13 protein-coding genes and 1 pseudogene are annotated in these 16,933 nt (G+C 68.1%); 8 read left to right on the top strand and 6 right to left on the bottom strand.

Translation table 11 applies throughout. From position 1 onward, the window contains the following. The first annotated feature begins 5 nt into the window (after positions 1-5). The 4 genes and pseudogenes from BEN78_02140 to BEN78_02125 all read left to right on the top strand — a co-directional run bounded on the left by BEN78_02140 (position 6) and on the right by BEN78_02125 (position 4,103). A complete protein-coding gene (locus BEN78_02140; GenBank protein ID ASR42372.1) occupies positions 6-437 on the top strand; it encodes a hypothetical protein in 432 nt (143 codons plus the stop codon). Further along, the gene (locus tag BEN78_02135) at positions 434-1,807 is read left to right on the top strand and encodes a hypothetical protein (GenBank protein ASR42371.1); all 1,374 of its coding nucleotides are present in this window, start codon (positions 434-436) and stop codon (positions 1,805-1,807) included. The genes BEN78_02140 and BEN78_02135 overlap by 4 nt, the downstream gene beginning before the upstream one ends. Continuing rightward, positions 1,788-3,253, top strand: a pseudogene (locus tag BEN78_02130) (UDP-N-acetylmuramoylalanine--D-glutamate ligase). The gene BEN78_02135 and the pseudogene BEN78_02130 overlap by 20 nt, the downstream one beginning before the upstream one ends. 67 nt (positions 3,254-3,320) lie before the next feature. Then, positions 3,321-4,103, top strand: a complete 783-nt coding sequence (locus tag BEN78_02125; protein ASR42370.1) for a dienelactone hydrolase — start codon at positions 3,321-3,323, stop codon at positions 4,101-4,103. Between the two features lie 47 nt (positions 4,104-4,150). Here the strand turns inward: BEN78_02125 and BEN78_02120 are convergent, their stop codons facing one another. After that, a complete protein-coding gene (locus tag BEN78_02120; GenBank protein ID ASR42369.1) occupies positions 4,151-5,149 on the bottom strand; it encodes an octaprenyl-diphosphate synthase in 999 nt (332 codons plus the stop codon). Positions 5,150-5,326: 177 nt separating this feature from the next. Between BEN78_02120 and BEN78_02115 the strand changes: the two genes are divergently transcribed. Next, on the top strand, positions 5,327-5,833 hold the full coding sequence (locus BEN78_02115) for a single-stranded DNA-binding protein (GenBank protein ID ASR42368.1): 507 nt from the start codon (positions 5,327-5,329) through the stop codon (positions 5,831-5,833). Between the two features lie 171 nt (positions 5,834-6,004). Here the strand turns inward: BEN78_02115 and BEN78_02110 are convergent, their stop codons facing one another. From BEN78_02110 to BEN78_02100, 3 genes are all read right to left on the bottom strand, one after another. Further along, a complete protein-coding gene (locus BEN78_02110) occupies positions 6,005-6,397 on the bottom strand; it encodes a diacylglycerol kinase (GenBank protein ASR42367.1) in 393 nt (130 codons plus the stop codon). A gap of 122 nt (positions 6,398-6,519) precedes the next feature. After that, positions 6,520-7,758 (bottom strand): two-component sensor histidine kinase, encoded by a 1,239-nt coding sequence (locus tag BEN78_02105; GenBank protein ASR42366.1) that lies wholly within the window; start codon positions 7,756-7,758, stop codon positions 6,520-6,522. A gap of 19 nt (positions 7,759-7,777) precedes the next feature. Continuing rightward, on the bottom strand, positions 7,778-8,473 hold the full coding sequence (locus BEN78_02100) for a two-component system response regulator (protein ASR42365.1): 696 nt from the start codon (positions 8,471-8,473) through the stop codon (positions 7,778-7,780). Between the two features lie 76 nt (positions 8,474-8,549). On the opposite strand from BEN78_02100, the gene BEN78_02095 reads away from it, so the two are divergent. After that, a complete protein-coding gene (locus BEN78_02095) occupies positions 8,550-10,217 on the top strand; it encodes a phosphoethanolamine transferase (protein ID ASR42364.1) in 1,668 nt (555 codons plus the stop codon). A gap of 34 nt (positions 10,218-10,251) precedes the next feature. On the opposite strand, the gene BEN78_02090 is transcribed toward BEN78_02095, so the two are convergent. After that, on the bottom strand, positions 10,252-10,524 hold the full coding sequence (locus BEN78_02090) for a hypothetical protein (protein ID ASR44850.1): 273 nt from the start codon (positions 10,522-10,524) through the stop codon (positions 10,252-10,254). 321 nt (positions 10,525-10,845) lie between these two features. Beyond that, positions 10,846-12,573: an MFS transporter gene (locus tag BEN78_02085; GenBank protein ASR42363.1), complete on the bottom strand. Its 1,728-nt coding sequence runs from the start codon at positions 12,571-12,573 to the stop codon at positions 10,846-10,848. 171 nt (positions 12,574-12,744) lie between these two features. On the opposite strand from BEN78_02085, the gene BEN78_02080 reads away from it, so the two are divergent. Continuing rightward, positions 12,745-14,685 (top strand): peptidase S9, encoded by a 1,941-nt coding sequence (locus BEN78_02080; GenBank protein ASR44849.1) that lies wholly within the window; start codon positions 12,745-12,747, stop codon positions 14,683-14,685. 114 nt (positions 14,686-14,799) lie between these two features. Then, entirely contained in the window at positions 14,800-16,893 is a 2,094-nt protein-coding gene (locus BEN78_02075) for a peptidase S9 (protein ID ASR42362.1), read from the top strand. The last annotated feature ends 40 nt before the right edge of the window (positions 16,894-16,933 follow it).

The raw sequence follows: 16,933 nt of genomic DNA, 5'->3' as shown, positions 1-16,933 counted from the left end.
CGGGCATGCCCCCGGTCCTGGAGTATGTGCTGGTCTCGGCATTGATCGCCTGCCTGCTCGCGGGCAGCGCGTTGTGGATGTTCGGTGTCGACAAGTTCGGTGTGGCAGGGTTTGCCGTGTTTGCAGTGTTCGCCGCTGCTGCGGCGGCGTTGGCTGCGGCCGGAGTTCCGCGTTGGCGGTGGTTGCCGAACACGCTCGGCTACGGTCGGGCGGGCGCCCTCTGGACTGCCTTCTTCACCGTGCTGCTTGCGTTCGTGTTGTATCCGCTGTTGCTGCTGGCCATGCGGCTCGTGATGTACCGCGATATCGATGTCGAAATTGCCGTGATCGCCGCCGGTATCGGTGCCGTGTTCGGCGGCGTGCCGGCTCTCTTTTTCGAATATTTCGCTGCCCGGCGCCTGCTGCGCCGCAGTGGCCCGGAACCTTCCAGTCGATGACCACGTTCGATAGATCCGCCATCCACAGTTTCTGCTTCGTCGACTGCGATCTCGACGCCGCGACCGGCGTGGCGCGCTTGCGCTATGCCTTCGACGAGGGCCCGGAGCTGGTCGAGACCGTGACCGTGCCCGGCGCCCCGTTCGCGCTCGAGGGCGCGCGCGCGCAGGCCGCGACCCGCGCGCTGCGCCTGCTGCACCTGCTCGCCGGCGTGAGCTATTACAAGGCCGCCGTACCGCCGCAGATCCGCATCGACGGCTATACGATCGACGCTGCCACCGCGGCCCTGCTCGAGGACGCCTATGTGCATGGGCTGGGCGAATTCGCCTACCGCAACGGGCTCGACCTGCACGGCAAGATCCGCTTCCCGGCCGACGCCGCGGCCGATGAGGTCACGGCACCGGCGCTGGATCTGCGTGCCCATGCGCTGGTCGCGATCGGCGGCGGCAAGGATTCACTCGTGTCGATCGAGGCGCTGCGCGCGCTGGACGTGGCGCAGACCGTGGCATGGATCGGCGGCTCGCAGCTGATCCGGGTCTGCGCCGAGCGCACCGGTTTGCCGACGCTCAACATCGGCCGCCAACTGGCGCCGCAGTTGTTCGAGTACAACCGTCAGGGTGCGCTCAACGGGCATATTCCGGTCACCGCGATCAACTCGGCGATCCTGGTGCTGGCGGCGGTGCTGCATGGTGTCGACCAGGTGGTGTTCTCCAATGAACGCTCGGCCAGCTACGGCAGCCTGATCCAGGCCGCCGATGGCAGCACGACCAACGAGGTCAACCACCAGTGGTCGAAGGGCTGGGCGTTCGAGCGCGCGTTCGGTGAGCACGTGCAGCGGCACGTCGCCGCCGACCTGCACTACTACTCGCTGCTGCGGCCGCTGTCGGAGCTGGCGGTCGCGCGCCAGTTCGCCAGGACCGACCGCTACGACGCGCACTTCTCCAGCTGTAACCGCAACTTCCATCTGCTCGGCGAGCGGCCGGTCAACCGCTGGTGCGGCATCTGTCCCAAATGCCATTTCGTGTTTCTCGCGCTGGCCCCGTTCATGCCCAAGCCGAGGCTGGTGGCGATCTTCGGCCGCAACCTGCTCGACGATCCGGCCCAGGTGCCCGGCTTCGATGCCCTGCTGGAGTATCGCGACCACAAGCCGTTCGAATGCGTCGGCGAGGGCCGCGAATCGCGTGCGGCGATGGCAGCGCTGGCGCAGCGCCCGGAATGGCGCGAGGACGCGGTGGTCGGCCGTTTCGCACGCGAGATCGCGCCGAGGCTCGACGCGGGCGAGCTGGACATCGCGCCGCTGCTGGTGGTCGACGAGGAGCATCGCGTGCCCGCCGCATTGTGGGAACGCCTGCGTGCGCATCTCGCCGCTTGACGCGCTCGCCGCCCAAGGCGGCCGTATTGCGCTGTGGGGCTGGGGACGCGAAGGACGGGCCGCGTATGCCGCGCTGCGCGCCGCGCGGGTCGCGGGCCCCGGCGTGTCCGAGCCGGGGCCCGGCGAGCGCCGGGCGTCGACGGCGGCGCTGCCGCTGACGGTGTTCTGCACGCCCGCCGAGGCCGACGCGGTGCGCGGGTTGGGCGATCCGGCGCTGTTGGTCGAGACCGAGGCGAGCGCCGAACGCCTGGCGCGCTTTGCCGTGGTGATCAAGTCGCCGGGCATCAGCCCGTACCGGCCCGAGGCCGTGGCCGCGGCGGCGCAGGGCACGCGGTTCATCGGCGGCACCGCGCTGTGGTTCGCGCAGCGCGCCGCACCGGGCGAGATCGCGGCCGGCACGATCTGCGTCACCGGCACCAAGGGCAAGAGCACCACGACGGCGCTGCTCGCCCACCTGCTGCGCAGCGCCGGCCGACGCACCGCGCTTGCCGGCAACATCGGCTTGCCGTTGCTGGAACTGCAGGGTGCGCAGGCCGATACCTGGGCGATCGAGCTGTCGAGCTACCAGACCGGCGATGTCGCCGCGAGCGGCGTGCGGCCGGACGTGGCGGTGGTCACCAATATTTTTCCCGAACACCTGGACTGGCACGGCAGCGAGCAGCGCTATGTCGAGGACAAGCTCGCGCTGGTGACCCGGGCCCGGCCACGGATCGCGGTGCTCAACGCCGCCGATCCGCGTCTGGCCGCGCTGACGCTGCCAGACAGCGAGGTGCGCTGGTTCGGGCGCGCCGATGGCTGGCACCTGCGCGGCGACGTGCTGTATCGCGGTGATGCCAGTGTGCTCGACACCGTCGGCCTGCCGCTGCCCGGGCGCCACAACCGCGGCAACCTGTGTGCGGTGCTGACCGCGATCGAGGCGCTCGGCATCGACGCTGCGTCGCTGGCCGCCGCGGCCGCCGATTTCGTGCCGCTGCCGCACCGGTTGCAGGCGCTGGGCACCCGCGACGGCGTGACCTGGGTCAACGATTCGATCAGCACCACCCCGCACGCGACGCTGGCGGGGCTCGACGTGTTTGCCGGCCGCCGGGTCGCGCTGCTGGTCGGCGGCCACGACCGCGGCCTGGACTGGCAGGCCTTCGCCGATGCGATGCAAGCGCACCCGCCGCACGCGATCGTGACCATGGGCGCCAACGGCCCGCGAATCCACGCGCTGCTCGCGCCGGTCGCACGCGAGCGGGGCTTCTTGCTGATCGAGACGGAGGATCTTGCTTCGGCGGTGCGGCAGGCGCGCGCTGCACTCGGCGGCGATGGGGTGCTGCTGCTCTCGCCCGGCGCCCCGAGCTTCGGTGCCTATCGCGACTACACCGCGCGCGGTCGCCATTTTGCCGAACTCGGGGCTTCGACCCCGATGCGATCACCGCGATTCCGGGCCTGGGTATTGCCTGAACCCGCGCGCCCGGACGCGCGCCGGGCGGAGTAGGCTGGACCGGTCCCCGTCGCCCGGAGCCGTCCGATGAAGCGCCTGTCCCTGCTCGTGTTGTCGCTGGTCTGCGCCACCTCCGCATTCGCCGCGCCAAAGGCCGACCCGGTCGAGTGGACACTCGACGGCGAGACCTTCGCCGGCGTGCTGGTCTACGACGATGCCGTCTCGGGCCCGCGGCCGGGGCTGGTGATGGTGCCCAACTGGAAGGGCGTCAACGACTCGGCGGTCGAGAAGGCGCGGCAGGCCGCCGGCGACCGCTACGTGGTGCTGGTTGCCGACGTTTACGGCAAGCATGTCCGGCCCACGACCGATGCCGAGGCCGGCCCAGTCGCGAAGGCTTTGCGCGACGACCGGCCGACCCTGCGCGCACGCGCGCGCAAGGCGGTGGAGGTGCTCAAGGCGCAGCCGCAGGTCGACGCAGCCCGGATCGCCGCGTTCGGCTTCTGCTTCGGCGGCACCACGGTGCTCGAACTGGCCCGCGCCGGCGACGCGCTCGCTGGCGTTGTGAGCCTGCACGGCGGCCTGTCGACGCCGTTGCCGGCCGTGGCCGATGCGGTGAAGGCGCCGGTACTGGTGCTCAACGGCGCGGCCGATCGCAGCGTGAGCGCCGACGACATTGCCGGATTCGAACGCGAGATGGACGCGGCCGGCGCCGACTGGCAGTTCGTCAATTACAGCGGCGCGGTGCATTGCTTCGCCGAGTCCGATGCCGCGAGCCCGCCGGGCTGCGTCTACGACGAACGTGCCGCCAGGCGTGCATGGCGGCAGATGGGCGATTTCTTCGCGGAGGTACTGGCGTCGTCGACCCGCTGAGGAACGCCTTCGGCGGGGCGTCGCCAACGCGCCGAAGACGGGGCTGTTTAGTACCCGCGTTCGACCGCGTAACGGGCCAGGCCGCGCAGCGCGGCCACGGCGTCGTTGTCCGGCAGGCCGTCGAGCGCGCGTTCGGCGGCGTCGGCGTACTCGACCGCGCGTGCGCGGCTGTAGGCGAGGCTGCCGGCGTCGGCGATCGCGGCGAGTACCTCGGGCAGGGCCGTGGTATCACCCTGCTCGACGATCGTGCGCAGCCGCGCGCGGCGCTCGGGCGTGGCCTGGGCCATCGCGTGGATCAGCGGCAGTGTCGCCTTGCCCTCGGCGAGGTCGTCGCCGAGGTTCTTGCCCAGCGCCGTGGCGTCGCCCGAGTAGTCGAGCACGTCGTCGGCGATCTGGAACGCGTAGCCCAGCTGCATGCCGTAGTCGTAGAGCGCCTGCTGGATGGCCGCGTCGGCGCTGGAGGCCATCGCGCCCAGGCGGGTGCCGGCGGCGAACAGCACCGCAGTCTTGCGCTCGATCACGCGCAGGTAGGCGGCCTCGTCGGTGTCGGGGTTGCGTACGTGCAGCAGCTGCAGCACCTCGCCTTCGGCGATGCGGTTGGTGGTGTCGGCGAGCAGGCGCATGACCGCCATGCTGTCGAGCTCGACCATCAGCTGGAAGCTGCGCGAGTACAGGAAATCGCCGACCAGCACGCTGGCGGCGTTGCCCCAGATCGCGTTGGCCGTGCTGCGGCCGCGGCGCAGGTCGGATTCGTCGACGACATCGTCGTGGAGCAGGGTCGAGGTGTGGATGAACTCGACGATCGCCGCAAGCTGGTGGTGGTCGCCGCACACCTCCCCGGTGGCCTGGCCAGCCAGCATCACCAGCATCGGCCGCAGCCGCTTGCCGCCCGCCGAGACGATATGCTCGGCCACCTGGTTGATCAGCAGCACATCCGACGCCAGCCGGCGCCGGATCAGCGCATCGACCTGGGCCATGTCCGCGGCGGCGAGCGACTGGATCGCCGGCAGGTCGAGCCTGGCGGCCGGGGCAGCGGCGTTGTTCATGCGGGATCCGGGACGGGCAGACCCGGAATTATAGGAGAGCCCCGACGGCGGCGGGGCGCTTTCCCGGCCCCGCGCCAGGGGGTTGCCGGATCGCGCCCCGGCGACCGGTATAATTCACTGTCCGCGCCCCCTCTTCATTCCCGGACACCCGCGCCGGCGCAATTCCAAGGACTCCTCATGGCCCGTGGCATCAACAAAGTGATCCTGGTCGGCAACCTCGGCAACGATCCCGACACCAAGTACACCCAGGGCGGCATGGCCGTGACCCGCATCAGCCTGGCCACCACCAGCGTGCGCAACGACCGCGATGGCAACAAGCAGGAGCGCACCGAATGGCACCGCGTGGTGTTCTTCGGCAAGCTCGGCGAGATCGCCGGCGAGTACCTGCGCAAGGGCAGCCAGGTCTATGTCGAAGGCGAAATCCGCTACGACAAGTACACCGGCCAGGACGGCGTGGAGAAGTACTCGACCGACATCGTCGCCAACGAGATGCAGATGCTCGGCGGTCGTGGCGAAGGCGGCGGTGGCGGTGGCGGTGGTGGTTACGACCGCGGCAGCCGGCCGCAGCGCGGCCCGGGCAACGACGGCCCGCCGCAGCGCAGCGCCCCCGCGCAGCGCCAGGCCCCCCAGCAGCAGCGCCCGGCGCCGATGGACGACTTCTCCGACGACGACATCCCGTTCTGATCGCGGGCGACATCGCCTCGTCGACGAACCCCAGCGCGCCCGTGCACGCTGGGGTTTTTGTTTGGGACAGGGGGGGCGCGGCGCCATGATCGCCCGACGGTTGCGCAGGGCGTCAGCGCTCACCGTCGGGGTCGTAATCCGACGTGCGGGACTGCGGCGCTTACGCCCTGCCTAGCCCAGCAGGATCGAGGCCCAGACCGTGCCGACCATCAGCAGCGCAATGGTCTGGGCGGCGCTGCCCATGTCCTTGGCGCGCTTGGACAGCGGGTGGCGCTCGAGCGAGATGCGATCGACCACCGCCTCGATCGCGGAGTTGAGCAGCTCGGTCAGCAGGCTGATGAAGCACACCGCCAGCATCAGTGCACGTGCGAGCGGTCCCACGTCCAGCAGGCAGGCCACGACGACGAGCGTGCCATGCAGGCCCAGCAACTGGCGGAACGCCGCCTCGCTGCGGAAGGCAGCGAGAAAGCCGTCGCGCGAGTAGAGCAAGGTGTGCGCGATCCGGCTCAGGCCGGTCTTGCCGTGTGGGTACTTGCCGGTCTCGGCGGGGCCTGGCGATGGCATCTGCAATGTCCTGCAACGTTGGATCAGGACCAGCGTGGCGCAGGCGCCGTCAGATGTTCGTCAGCCGCGTCGCCGTCTGAGGCATCGGTCCAAGCCGCGGGCGCAGGGGACAGGGCGTTCGGTCAGGCATCGGCCCGCATGTCGAGCATGAACCGGCACCCATCCTCCGAACTGTCGACCGTCATCCGCCAGTCCAGGTGCTCGACGATGCGCTGCACGATCGACAGGCCCAGGCCTTCGCCGCTCTGCCGTGCGCTCGGCTGGAAGCGCTGGAACTGCTGCGGGTCGATGCTGGGCGGCAGGCCGGGACCGGTGTCGGCAATCACCAGGGTCGCGTCGTGCAGGGCGATGCGCACCTCGCCCTCGTCGGTGTACTGGCAGGCGTTGCGCAGCAGGTTCCAGATCACGCTGCAGGCGAGTTCGGGATTGGTGTGCAGATGGATGTCCTGCGGTGCGTCCAGGACCAGGGCCACCGGCTTGCCCGCCAGCCACGGCCTGCAGCGCACCATGCATTCCTCGATCAGCGGCCGCAGCGCGACGTCGCTGCGGGTCAGGCTATGCGGATCGCGCGAGAGCAGCAGCATGCAGGCCAACTGACGCTGCATCTCCTGGGTGGTACGCACGATGCGTTCGGCACTTGCGACCAAGCGGCTGTCGGCAGGCAACTGGTGGGCGATCGTTTCCGCAGCACCCGCGATGATGGCCAGCGGCGTCCGCAGTTCGTGGCTGGCGTCGCCGACGAAGCAGCGCTCGCGCTGCAGGAACTGTTCCGCTTCATCGCTGTGCTGGGCGAATGCGCGCGCCAGGATGCCGATCTCGTCGCGCGCCTCCTGGAACGGAAAGGGCTTGTGCTTGCGCTCCACCGCTTCGGCCAGACGCGTGATCGGCGCGATGACCCGGGTCGCAGTCGCACGCCCGATCCAGAAAGCGCACAGGATGCACAGCAGGATGATCAGCAGTGCATAGATGTCGATCGCAAGTTCGAGATACGCGAAGTGCGCATCGGCTTGCTGCAGGTAGTAGCGCTCGCCGTCGCGCTCGAAGACCAGCAGGTGCCAGCCGCCCGGCCTTTCGGCGCCGTGATAGCCGGGCGGATACCAGTGCAGCGTCTCGGGCACGGTCCGAGCGTCGTAGAGCCGGGTGTCTTCGGGAAGCGTGGGGGCGATACCTTGCGCAAGGTCGGCCTCCAGCCGGTGCGCCGTGCGGGTCAGGCTGTGGGAGATCACATTCTCCCGCAGTTCGTCGTAATCGAGCTGCTCGGCCAGCACCACGAGCGTCATCGCCGCGACCATTGCAAGCACGAACGACACCGTGATGCGGGTCTTGAGCGTCATCTGGCGGAGCGCGGTGCGCATGACCATCACGTCGGGTCGTCCTCGATCAGTCCGGCATCTTGGCCGCAGGCGCAAGCAGGCGCCAGCCTACGCCGTGCACGGTCTCGATCAACGCCGGCTCGAAGCTCTTGTCGATCTGCTGCCGCAGCTCGTGGATATGGGTGCGCAAGGCGCCGCTGTCGGGTGGATCGTCGCCCCAGAGCAGGTACTCCATCTCCTGCTTGCGGACCACGGCAGGGGCGGCGCGCATCAGGCACAGCAGCAACTTGTGGGTGCTGGGCGTCAGCCCGATGGGCTGGGACTGCCGCCAGGCCTGCGGGGCGCGGGTGTCCACCTGCAGGTCTTCCCAGCGCAGCGTGCCCTGTACCTGCCGGCCTTGCGCACGGCGCACCAGCGCCTTGATGCGGGCATCGAGTTCCTTGAGCGAGAACGGCTTGATCAGGTAATCGTCCGCGCCCAGCGCGAAGCCCTGCACACGGTCGTCGACCGGGTCGCGTGCGGTCAGCATCAGCACCGGCACCGGGTTCTGGAAGTCCTCGCGCAGCCTGCGGCACAGCGTCATGCCGTCGAGCCGCGGCAGCATCAGATCCAGCAGGATGGCGTCGTAATCGTTGTGGGTGGCCATGTGCAGGCCCGTGGCGCCATCGCGGGCGTCGTCGATGACGTAGCCCAACGGCTCGAAGAAGCCGTACAGGTTGGCCACCAGCTCGGGGTTGTCCTCGATGATGAGCAGTCGGGTCATGGGGCGTGTGCTCTAACAACTTCCTGACGATGGGGTCTCAAGACTGCGCGCACCTTTTTACGGCTGGACCTCGCGCATGTCACCGCCCTCGACGCCCCTGCGGCTCAATCCCGTTCAGCTGACCTGGGTGGCAGCATTGTTCTTCGCCACCATTGGCAATGTCGTGCTTTGGCGGACCTTGTGGCTGGAGGTCGAGATCGACGGCCTGCGCAGCCTGTCGTTCTTCCTCAGTCTGCCGGTGTTCCTGTTCTGCATCATCAACCTGCTGCTGACACCGGTCGTGGCCCTGCCGTACGTCCGTAAACCCTTGTTGGCCACCCTGGTGGTGATCAGCGCCGGCTGCAGTTACTTCATGCTGCATTATAACGTGCTGATTGACCGCAGCATGGTGCAGAATTTCTTTGAGACCAATCAGGCCGAGATGGCCTCGTATTTCTCACTCCCACTGCTACTCACGATTCTTGGGCTTGGGATATTGCCTGCTGTGGTCACGATTTTCCTGCAGACCAAGCCGGTCGGCACGCCGATGCGCACGCTGCTCTGGTGGCTGGGCAATGTGCTGGTGACATCGGTCGTCCTGATTGTGGTGACGATGGCGTTCTACAAGGACTATGCGTCGTTGTTGCGCAATAACGGCCATATTCGCGACCAGTTTTTGCCGTTCAACTTCGTGCGCAATACCAACGGGTATCTCAAGCGCCGGTACAGCGCGACCTCACAGCCACTGCGCACGGTCGCCGAGGACGCCACCCGGCCAGTGCCTGTTGCAGGTGCGCGGCCGAAACTGGTGATCGCGGTCGTGGGTGAAACCGCGCGGGCGCAGAATTTCCAGCTCAACGGCTATCCGCGTCCGACCAATCCGGCGTTGTCCAAGCACTCGGACATCATCAGTTTCTCGGACGTGTGGTCCTGTGGTACCGCCACCGCGATCTCGTTACCGTGCATGTTTTCGCGCATGACGCGCCCGCAGTACGACGAGGTGCGGGCAGTGACGGAAGAAAACCTGCTCGACGTGCTGCAGCGCACCGGGGTCGAGATTCTCTGGCGCAACAACAACAACGGCGGCTGCAAGGGCGTCTGCGTGCGCGTGGCCAACGAAGACATGCCCAAAATGCAGATCGCCGAGCACTGCGTCAACAAGGACGGCACCTGCTACGACGAAGTCTTGCTGCACCAGCTCGATACGCGGATCGATGCGATGCATGGCGACGCACTGATCGTGCTGCACCAACTGGGCAGCCACGGTCCGACGTACTTCGAGCGCTATCCGGCAAAGGCGCGCGCGTTCACGCCCACCTGCGACAGCAACCAGATCCAGAAGTGCAGCAGCGAGGCGCTGACCAACACCTACGACAACACGCTGGTCTACACCGACCAGATGCTCGCCAACACCATCGATCTGTTGCAGCGCTACGCCGATCAGCGCGATGTCGCGATGATCTACCTGTCCGATCACGGCGAATCGCTGGGCGAGCGCGGTATGTACCTGCACGGCACCCCGTACATGATCGCCCCCGACGAGCAGAAGAAAGTGCCGATGCTGATGTGGTTCTCGCCTGCGTTCTCGCAGCACGCCGGGCTCGACCTCGCTTGCCTGCGCGGCCATGCTGCCAGCCGCACCTACAGTCACGACAACTTCTATCACGCCATGCTCGGCCTGTTCGATGTGCGCAGCGGCGTGTACGAGCGCGATCTGGATCTGTTCGCTGGCTGCCGTACGCCGTCGGCACGACCTGTCGGCTGACGGGCCGTAGCGAGCGGGGCAGGGGACGCGTCGGTCAGGAGGCCGCAGGTCCGGGCCGCGTGATCGCGTCACCGGTGGCCTCGAGGACGCATCCCGTCTCGTCGAGCAGCAACCGCGCGCGGCGGCCGGCGTAGTAGAACGTTGCGCGATACCGGCCGGTATCCTCGCCGATGCCGCGCTCGCACAGCACGCTGACCTTGCCGTCGGCCATCAACTGGCGGAATGCCTCGCCGGCCAGGCCCAGCCGGGCGGCAACCAGAGCGCCATCGACCTCGAGTGCCGGCTGCCGCCTGCGCGGCGCGGCGATCGTGAATGCCTCGCTCACAGCGCGAGGCCGGCCAGCGACTCCGCGTCCAGGGCGCCGAAGTCGCTGGCGGTCTGCGCGAAGCGCTCGATCAGCGCGCCACGCGAGCTGTCGTCGTCGAACTGGGGCGCAGGCATGTCATCGCCTGCGAGATCCTGATAGCCGTGCATGGGAAGCCTCCTCGCTCACGGGGCATCCTCGCCCGCCCGCGAGTGCCGCGCCTTGATCTGGATCAGACCAGGGCGCCCAGGCGGAGATGCGGGCGTGTGGCGACACGACGCGCGCGCGGGCAGCCGGTGCCGCGAGGGGGGCGGGCAGCGCCTGTCAGCGCACGCCGTGCATCCAGCGCCGCACCAGTGGCGCGAGCACGAAGTAGGCCACGCCCGAGCCGACGCCGATCCACAGCATGATCTGGAACAGTTCGCCGTACTTGGCCGCGGCCACGGCCATGTCGATCGCCTCGCCCTCGGCGACCTCGAGTGCGGTCAGCTTGCCGAACTGCGCGGCCAGCACCTCCGAGTACGCGGTCGCCAGCCAGAACGCGCCCATCATCAGGCCGACCACGCGTGCGACCGACAATTGAGTGACCGCCGACAGACCGATCGGCGACAGACACATCTCGCCGATCTCCAGCAGGAAGTACGCCAGTACCAGCCACCACACGCTTGCGAGTACGCCGTTGCCCGCCGCCTGTGCGGCCAGCAGCAGCGGCACAAACGCCAGGCCCGCGAACACCAGACCGATCGCCATCTTCGTCGGCTTGCTGGGGTTCAGGCCGCGGCGGTCCAGCCAGGGCCACAGCCAGGAGAACACGGGAGCGAGCACGACGATGAAGAACGCGCCCAGGAAGGTCAGCGAGCCGGCCGTCTGCGGCACCAGCACGACGTCGTGCACCAGGGCGACCGCGAGGGCTGCGACCATCGCGACCGCGGCCGCGCGCGCGGTGCCGGTGCGGCCGCGGTCGCTGGCGCGCAGCGCGAGCACCATCAGCAGCGGGCTCGCGCCCAGTGCGAACATCGCCCATGGCACGCCTGGCGTATAGCCGCCCGGCGTCAGGCCAAAGAGGTCCTTGGTCAGCATCCGGTCGGTGAACGTGACCCACGAGCCGTAGGTCTGCTCGTAGAGCGTGAAGAAGATCAGCACGCCGAAAATCAGCAACACGAGCGCGAGCATCTGCTCGCGCTCGACCCGGCTGCAGTGCCGGATCAGGAACCAGACGAACCAGATCACCAGCGCGGCGGCGATCAGATGCATCGCGCCGTGCACCGTCCACGTGCGCTGGATCAGCTGCCACACCACCAGCGCGCCGCCGAAGCTGCCGGCGTAGATCCACCATTCGCGACTCAGCGGTCCGAGCTTCTCGGTCAGCTTCGCAGGATCGTTGGGCTCGGCGTGACCGCCCAGATACTTCTGGCCCCACAGGAACACGACCAAGCCGGCGACCATGCCGATGCCCGCGGCGCCGAAGCCGTACTTCCAGCCGTAGGTCTCGCCGAGGAACGCGCAGACCAGGCTGGCGAACAAGGCGCCGACGTTGATGCCGGCATAGAACAGCGTGAAGCCCGAATCGCGGCGCGGGTCCTCGGGGGCGTAGAGCTTGCCGACGATCGTCGAGATGTTCGGCTTCAGAAAGCCCACACCCATGATGATCAACGCCAGCGACAGGTAGAACACCTGCAGTGCGGTTTCGTCGCGTACGACCGTACCGTCGACGATGCGCGCCTGCTCGCCTTCGAAGGCCATGCCCAGGTGGCCGAGCACCAGCAGCACGCCGCCCAGCACCACCGCCTTGCGCATGCCCAGGTAGCGGTCGGCGAGCAGGCCGCCGAGCACCGGCATGGCATAGACCAGGCCGCCGTAGGCGCCGAGCAGGTCGAAGCCGGCGTCGTCGCCGAACAGGTGGTACTTGAGGATGTACAGCAGCAACAGCGCCTTCATGCCGTAGAAGGAGAAGCGCTCCCACATCTCGGTGAAGAAGCAGACGAAGACGCCCTTGGGATGGCCGAGGAAGTCGTCGGTGCCGCTCCGGGCGGTAATGGAGGCTGCGGCCATGGGCGCGTCGTCATGGAAATGGCGGAAGCCGCGAGTATAGGCGGCATCCGCGGGCGCCTGCCGCGCGCTAGACTAAGCGACACGCGCGGGGAGCGCGTCACCGGCCGGCCCTCTTGCGGCGACCGCTTATCAAAAGGAGTCAATGGAATGGTCCGCAATGGACTGCAGTGGATGCTCGCGCTCGTCTTGGCGATCGCGTGCGCGGGCGCGTATGCGCAGGTCGATCTGGCGCCGTTCGTCGAGGACGACGGTTTCCGCGACATCAAGATCTCGCCGACCGGCGAATACTTCGCGGCAACGATGCCGCACGGGGACACCACCGCGATCGGCGTGATCCGCTGGACCGATCGCAGCATCGTCGGCAGCTACCGGTTGCCGCGCAACACCCACATCGCCGACTTCTGGTGGGCCAAGGACGATCGCCTGGTCTTTGCGTTGGCCGAGCGCTTCGGCGCGCGCGATTATCCGTCGCTGACCGGCGAGCTCTATGCAATGAACGCCGATGGGTCGCGCGCGCAGTTGCTCGTGGGTTGGCGGGTACGCGGCACGCCGACCGGGACCCGGATCCCGACCGGCGGCAAGGCCGAGATGGTCAGCGCATTTCCGATCGACCTGCTACCGGGCGATCCGCGCAACATCCTGGTGGCGGTCTCACCGTTCACCAAGGATCCGATGACCCGTGTCGATCGGCTTGATGTCTACTCCGGGCGCCGCACGACCGAAGCCACGGTGCCGGTCGCACGTGCGCGATTCAGGACCGATCACGCCGGCGAGGTGCGCTTTGCGGTCGGTGCCCAGGCCGACAATCGCTCGAAGCTGTATTACCGCACGGGGCGCGGCGAGGACTGGCGGTTGATCAATGACGAACGTGAAAGCGGGCGCCATGAGTATCCACTCGGTTTCTCCGAGGATGATCGCATCGCGTACCTGCAGGTGACCCAGCCCGAAGGTCCGGATGCGATCGTCGCCTGGGACATCGCCGCGGACACACGACGGGAGGTGCTGCGCGACGCCGTCGTCGACCCGGAGGTCATCTATCGGCCCGACACGTCGACGCCGGTCGGCGCGCGGTTCCTGGGCGCGACGCCGCGACAGGTATTCTTCGACGACAGCTCGGCCGACGCCAGGCTCGGGCGCATGTTCGAACAGGCGTTCCCGGGCCAGGCCGTACGGATCATCTCGGCCACGCGCGATGCCTCGACCAAGGTGCTGATGGCGACCAGCGATGTCGACCCGGGTAGCTTCTACACCTACGACGCGGCCACCAAAGAGGCGGCGTTCGCACTTGCGCGGCGGGCAGGCGTCGACCCGACGCAGATGGCACCGATGCGCGCAGTCTCGTTGCCGGCCCGCGACGGACTCGTGCTGCACGGCTATCTCACGCGTCCGTCGGGGCATGACAACGACCCGTTGCCGCTGGTGGTGCTGCCGCATGGTGGGCCGTTCGGCATCTTCGACGACTGGGCGTTCGATCCTGACGTGCAGGTGCTGGCGCAGGCCGGGTATGCCGTGCTGCAGATCAATTACCGCGGCTCGGGCAATTACGGTCGTAGCTTCCGCCGGGCCGGTGCGCGCGGCTGGGGCACGACGATGCAGGACGATCTGACCGATGCGACCCGCTGGGCGATCGCGCAGGGCATTGCCGATGCCGAGCGTGTCTGCCTCTACGGCGGCAGCTATGGCGGCTACGCGTCGTTGATGGGCGTGGCGCGCGAGCCGGAGTTGTATCGCTGTGCGGTCGGCTATGTCGGCGTGTACGACCTGCCGTTGATGCGGGCCGACAATCGGCGATCCGCGGCCTGGGCGGGCACCTGGACCGACGAGTGGGTCGGCGACGATACCGCGCAACTGTCGGCGCGTTCGCCCACGCGTCTGGCGACGCAGATCCGCGTGCCGGTGCTGCTGGTGGCCGGCGGCCAGGACGAGGTTGCGCCGGTCGAACACACACGCCGGATGGAGCGTGCGCTGCGGGCGGCCGATGTGCCGGTCGAGACCTTGTACGTCGCCAACGAGGGACACGGCTTCTACAAGCCGGAGAACAAGCGCGCGTTCTACACCCGGTTGCTCGCGTTCCTGTCCACCCACCTGGGCGGCGCCACCGCCAAGGAATGAATGCGGGCCTGTGCCCGGTCATGCGACGCCCCGCGCAGGCGGGGCGCCATCGGGCGCTTTGCCAGCCCGGCGGCACCGGCCTACCATGCGGACTCTTTGCCCGGAGCCCGTCCCATGCCATTGCGTCCCGCCCTGCTGTCGTTGTGCCTGCTCGCCGTATTGCCGGCTGCCGCCCAGGAGCGCGGGCTCGACGTCCGTGATCTGGTCAAGCTTGACCGGGTGTCCTCGCCGTTGCTGACCGCCGATGGCCGCCAGCTGGTCTTTGCCCAGCGCACGCTGGATTTCGATTCGGGCAAGGCGACCACGGCGCTTTACGCGCGTAACCTGGTGACCCGTGACCTGGCGCCGCCGAAGCGGATCACGCCCGATGGCTGGAACGTCAACTCGCCTGCGTTGTCGGCCGATGGTCAGACGGTCTACTTCCTCAGCAGCAAGCACGGTAGCTCACAGGTCTACGCGATGCCGCTGGGCGGCGGCGCCCCGCGCCAGTTGACCGACGTCGCAGTCGACATCGGCAGCTTCCAGGTGTCGCCCGATGGCCGTCGCGTGGCCTTCAGCGCCGACACCTTCGGTGATTGCGCGGCCGATCTGGCGTGCACCCAGCGCAAGCTCGGCGAGCAGAAGGACGCCAAGGCCAGCGGCGTGGTCTACGACCAACTGTTCGTGCGCCACTGGGACACCTGGAAGGACGGCACGATGAGCCGCCTGTTCGTCGCCGATCTGCCGGCCGCAGGTGCGCGCCCGGTCGCCACCGTGCGTGCGCTGGGTCATGCCCTGCAAGGCGATATCCCGTCCAAGCCCTTCGGCGGCGCGGAGGATTACACCTGGGCCCCGGACGGCCGCTCGGTCGTGGCCAGCGTCAAGGTCGCGGGTCGTGAGGCGCCGTGGTCGACGAACTTCGATCTCTACCGCATCGACGCCACCGGCGATGCCGCGCCGGTCAACCTGACCGCGTCGAACCCGGCCTGGGATGCCGGCCCGGTGTTCAGCGCCGATGGCCGCACGCTGTTCTACCGCGCGATGAAGCGGCCGGGCTTCGAGGCCGACCGCTACGCGCTGATGGCGCTGGATGTCGCCAGCGGTCAGGCGCGCGAGATCGCGCCGCAGTGGGACCGCTCGCCGAGCAGCCTGCAGCCGTCGGCCGATGGCCGCACGCTGTACGTCGCCGCGCAGGACACCGGCGAATACCCGCTGTTCCGCGTCGATGTCGCCACCGGCGAGGTCACCAAGCTCATCGCCGATGGTTCGATCTCCGCGTTCGCGATTGCGGGCGACACCATCGCGCTGAGCCGTAATTCGATCCGCAGTGGCGATACCCTCTACACCGGCTCGCTGCAGTCGCTGGGCGCCGATACGCAACTGCGCCAGATCACCCCGACCGCCGCCGAGCGCCTGCCCGATGTCGCCTTCGGCGACTACGAGCAGTTCTCGTTCAAGGGCGCAGGCAACGAGACCGTCTATGGCTATGTGGTCAAGCCGTGGAACTACCAGGAAGGCCAGACCTATCCGGTCGCGTTCCTGATCCACGGCGGTCCGCAGGGCAGCTTCGGCAATGGCTGGAGCTACCGCTGGAACCCGCAGACGTATGCCGGGCAGGGCTATGCGGTGGTGATGATCGACTTCCACGGCTCCACCGGCTACGGCCAGGCATTCACCGACGCGATCAGCGGCGACTGGGGCGGCAAGCCGCTTGAGGATCTGCAGAAAGGCTGGGCGGCGGCGCAGCAGAAGTACGCCTTCCTCGACGGCGACCGCGCCTGCGCGCTGGGCGCCAGCTATGGCGGCTACATGATCAACTGGATCGCCGGCAACTGGTTCGACCGCAGCGGGCAGTCGCCGTGGAAGTGCCTGGTCAATCACGATGGCGTGTTCGACACACGCTCGATGGGCTATGTGACCGAGGAACTGTGGTTCACCGAATGGGAGAACCAGGGCACGCCGTTCGACCAGCCGAAGAACTACGAGCGCTTCAATCCGGTCAATCACGTCGCCAACTGGAAGGTGCCGATGCTGGTGGTGCAGGGTGAGAAGGACTACCGCGTGCCGGTGGATCAGGGCCTGTCGACGTTCACCGCGCTGCAGCGCAAGGGCATCGAGTCCAAGCTGCTGTACTTCCCCGACGAGAACCACTGGGTGCTCAAGCCGCACAACAGCGTGCTGTGGCACGACACCGTCAACGCCTGGCTCAAGCAGCACATCGGCCAGTAAGCGTCGCGCCGCCTCGTCGTCACCGGCGGGGCCTGCGTCG

This window comes from Xanthomonas citri pv. mangiferaeindicae (assembly GCA_002240395.1).
GTDB lineage: Bacteria > Pseudomonadota > Gammaproteobacteria > Xanthomonadales > Xanthomonadaceae > Luteimonas > Luteimonas citri_A.
The sequence above is the reverse complement of the archived record's forward strand: the minus strand, read 5'-3'. Positions and strand labels throughout refer to the sequence as shown.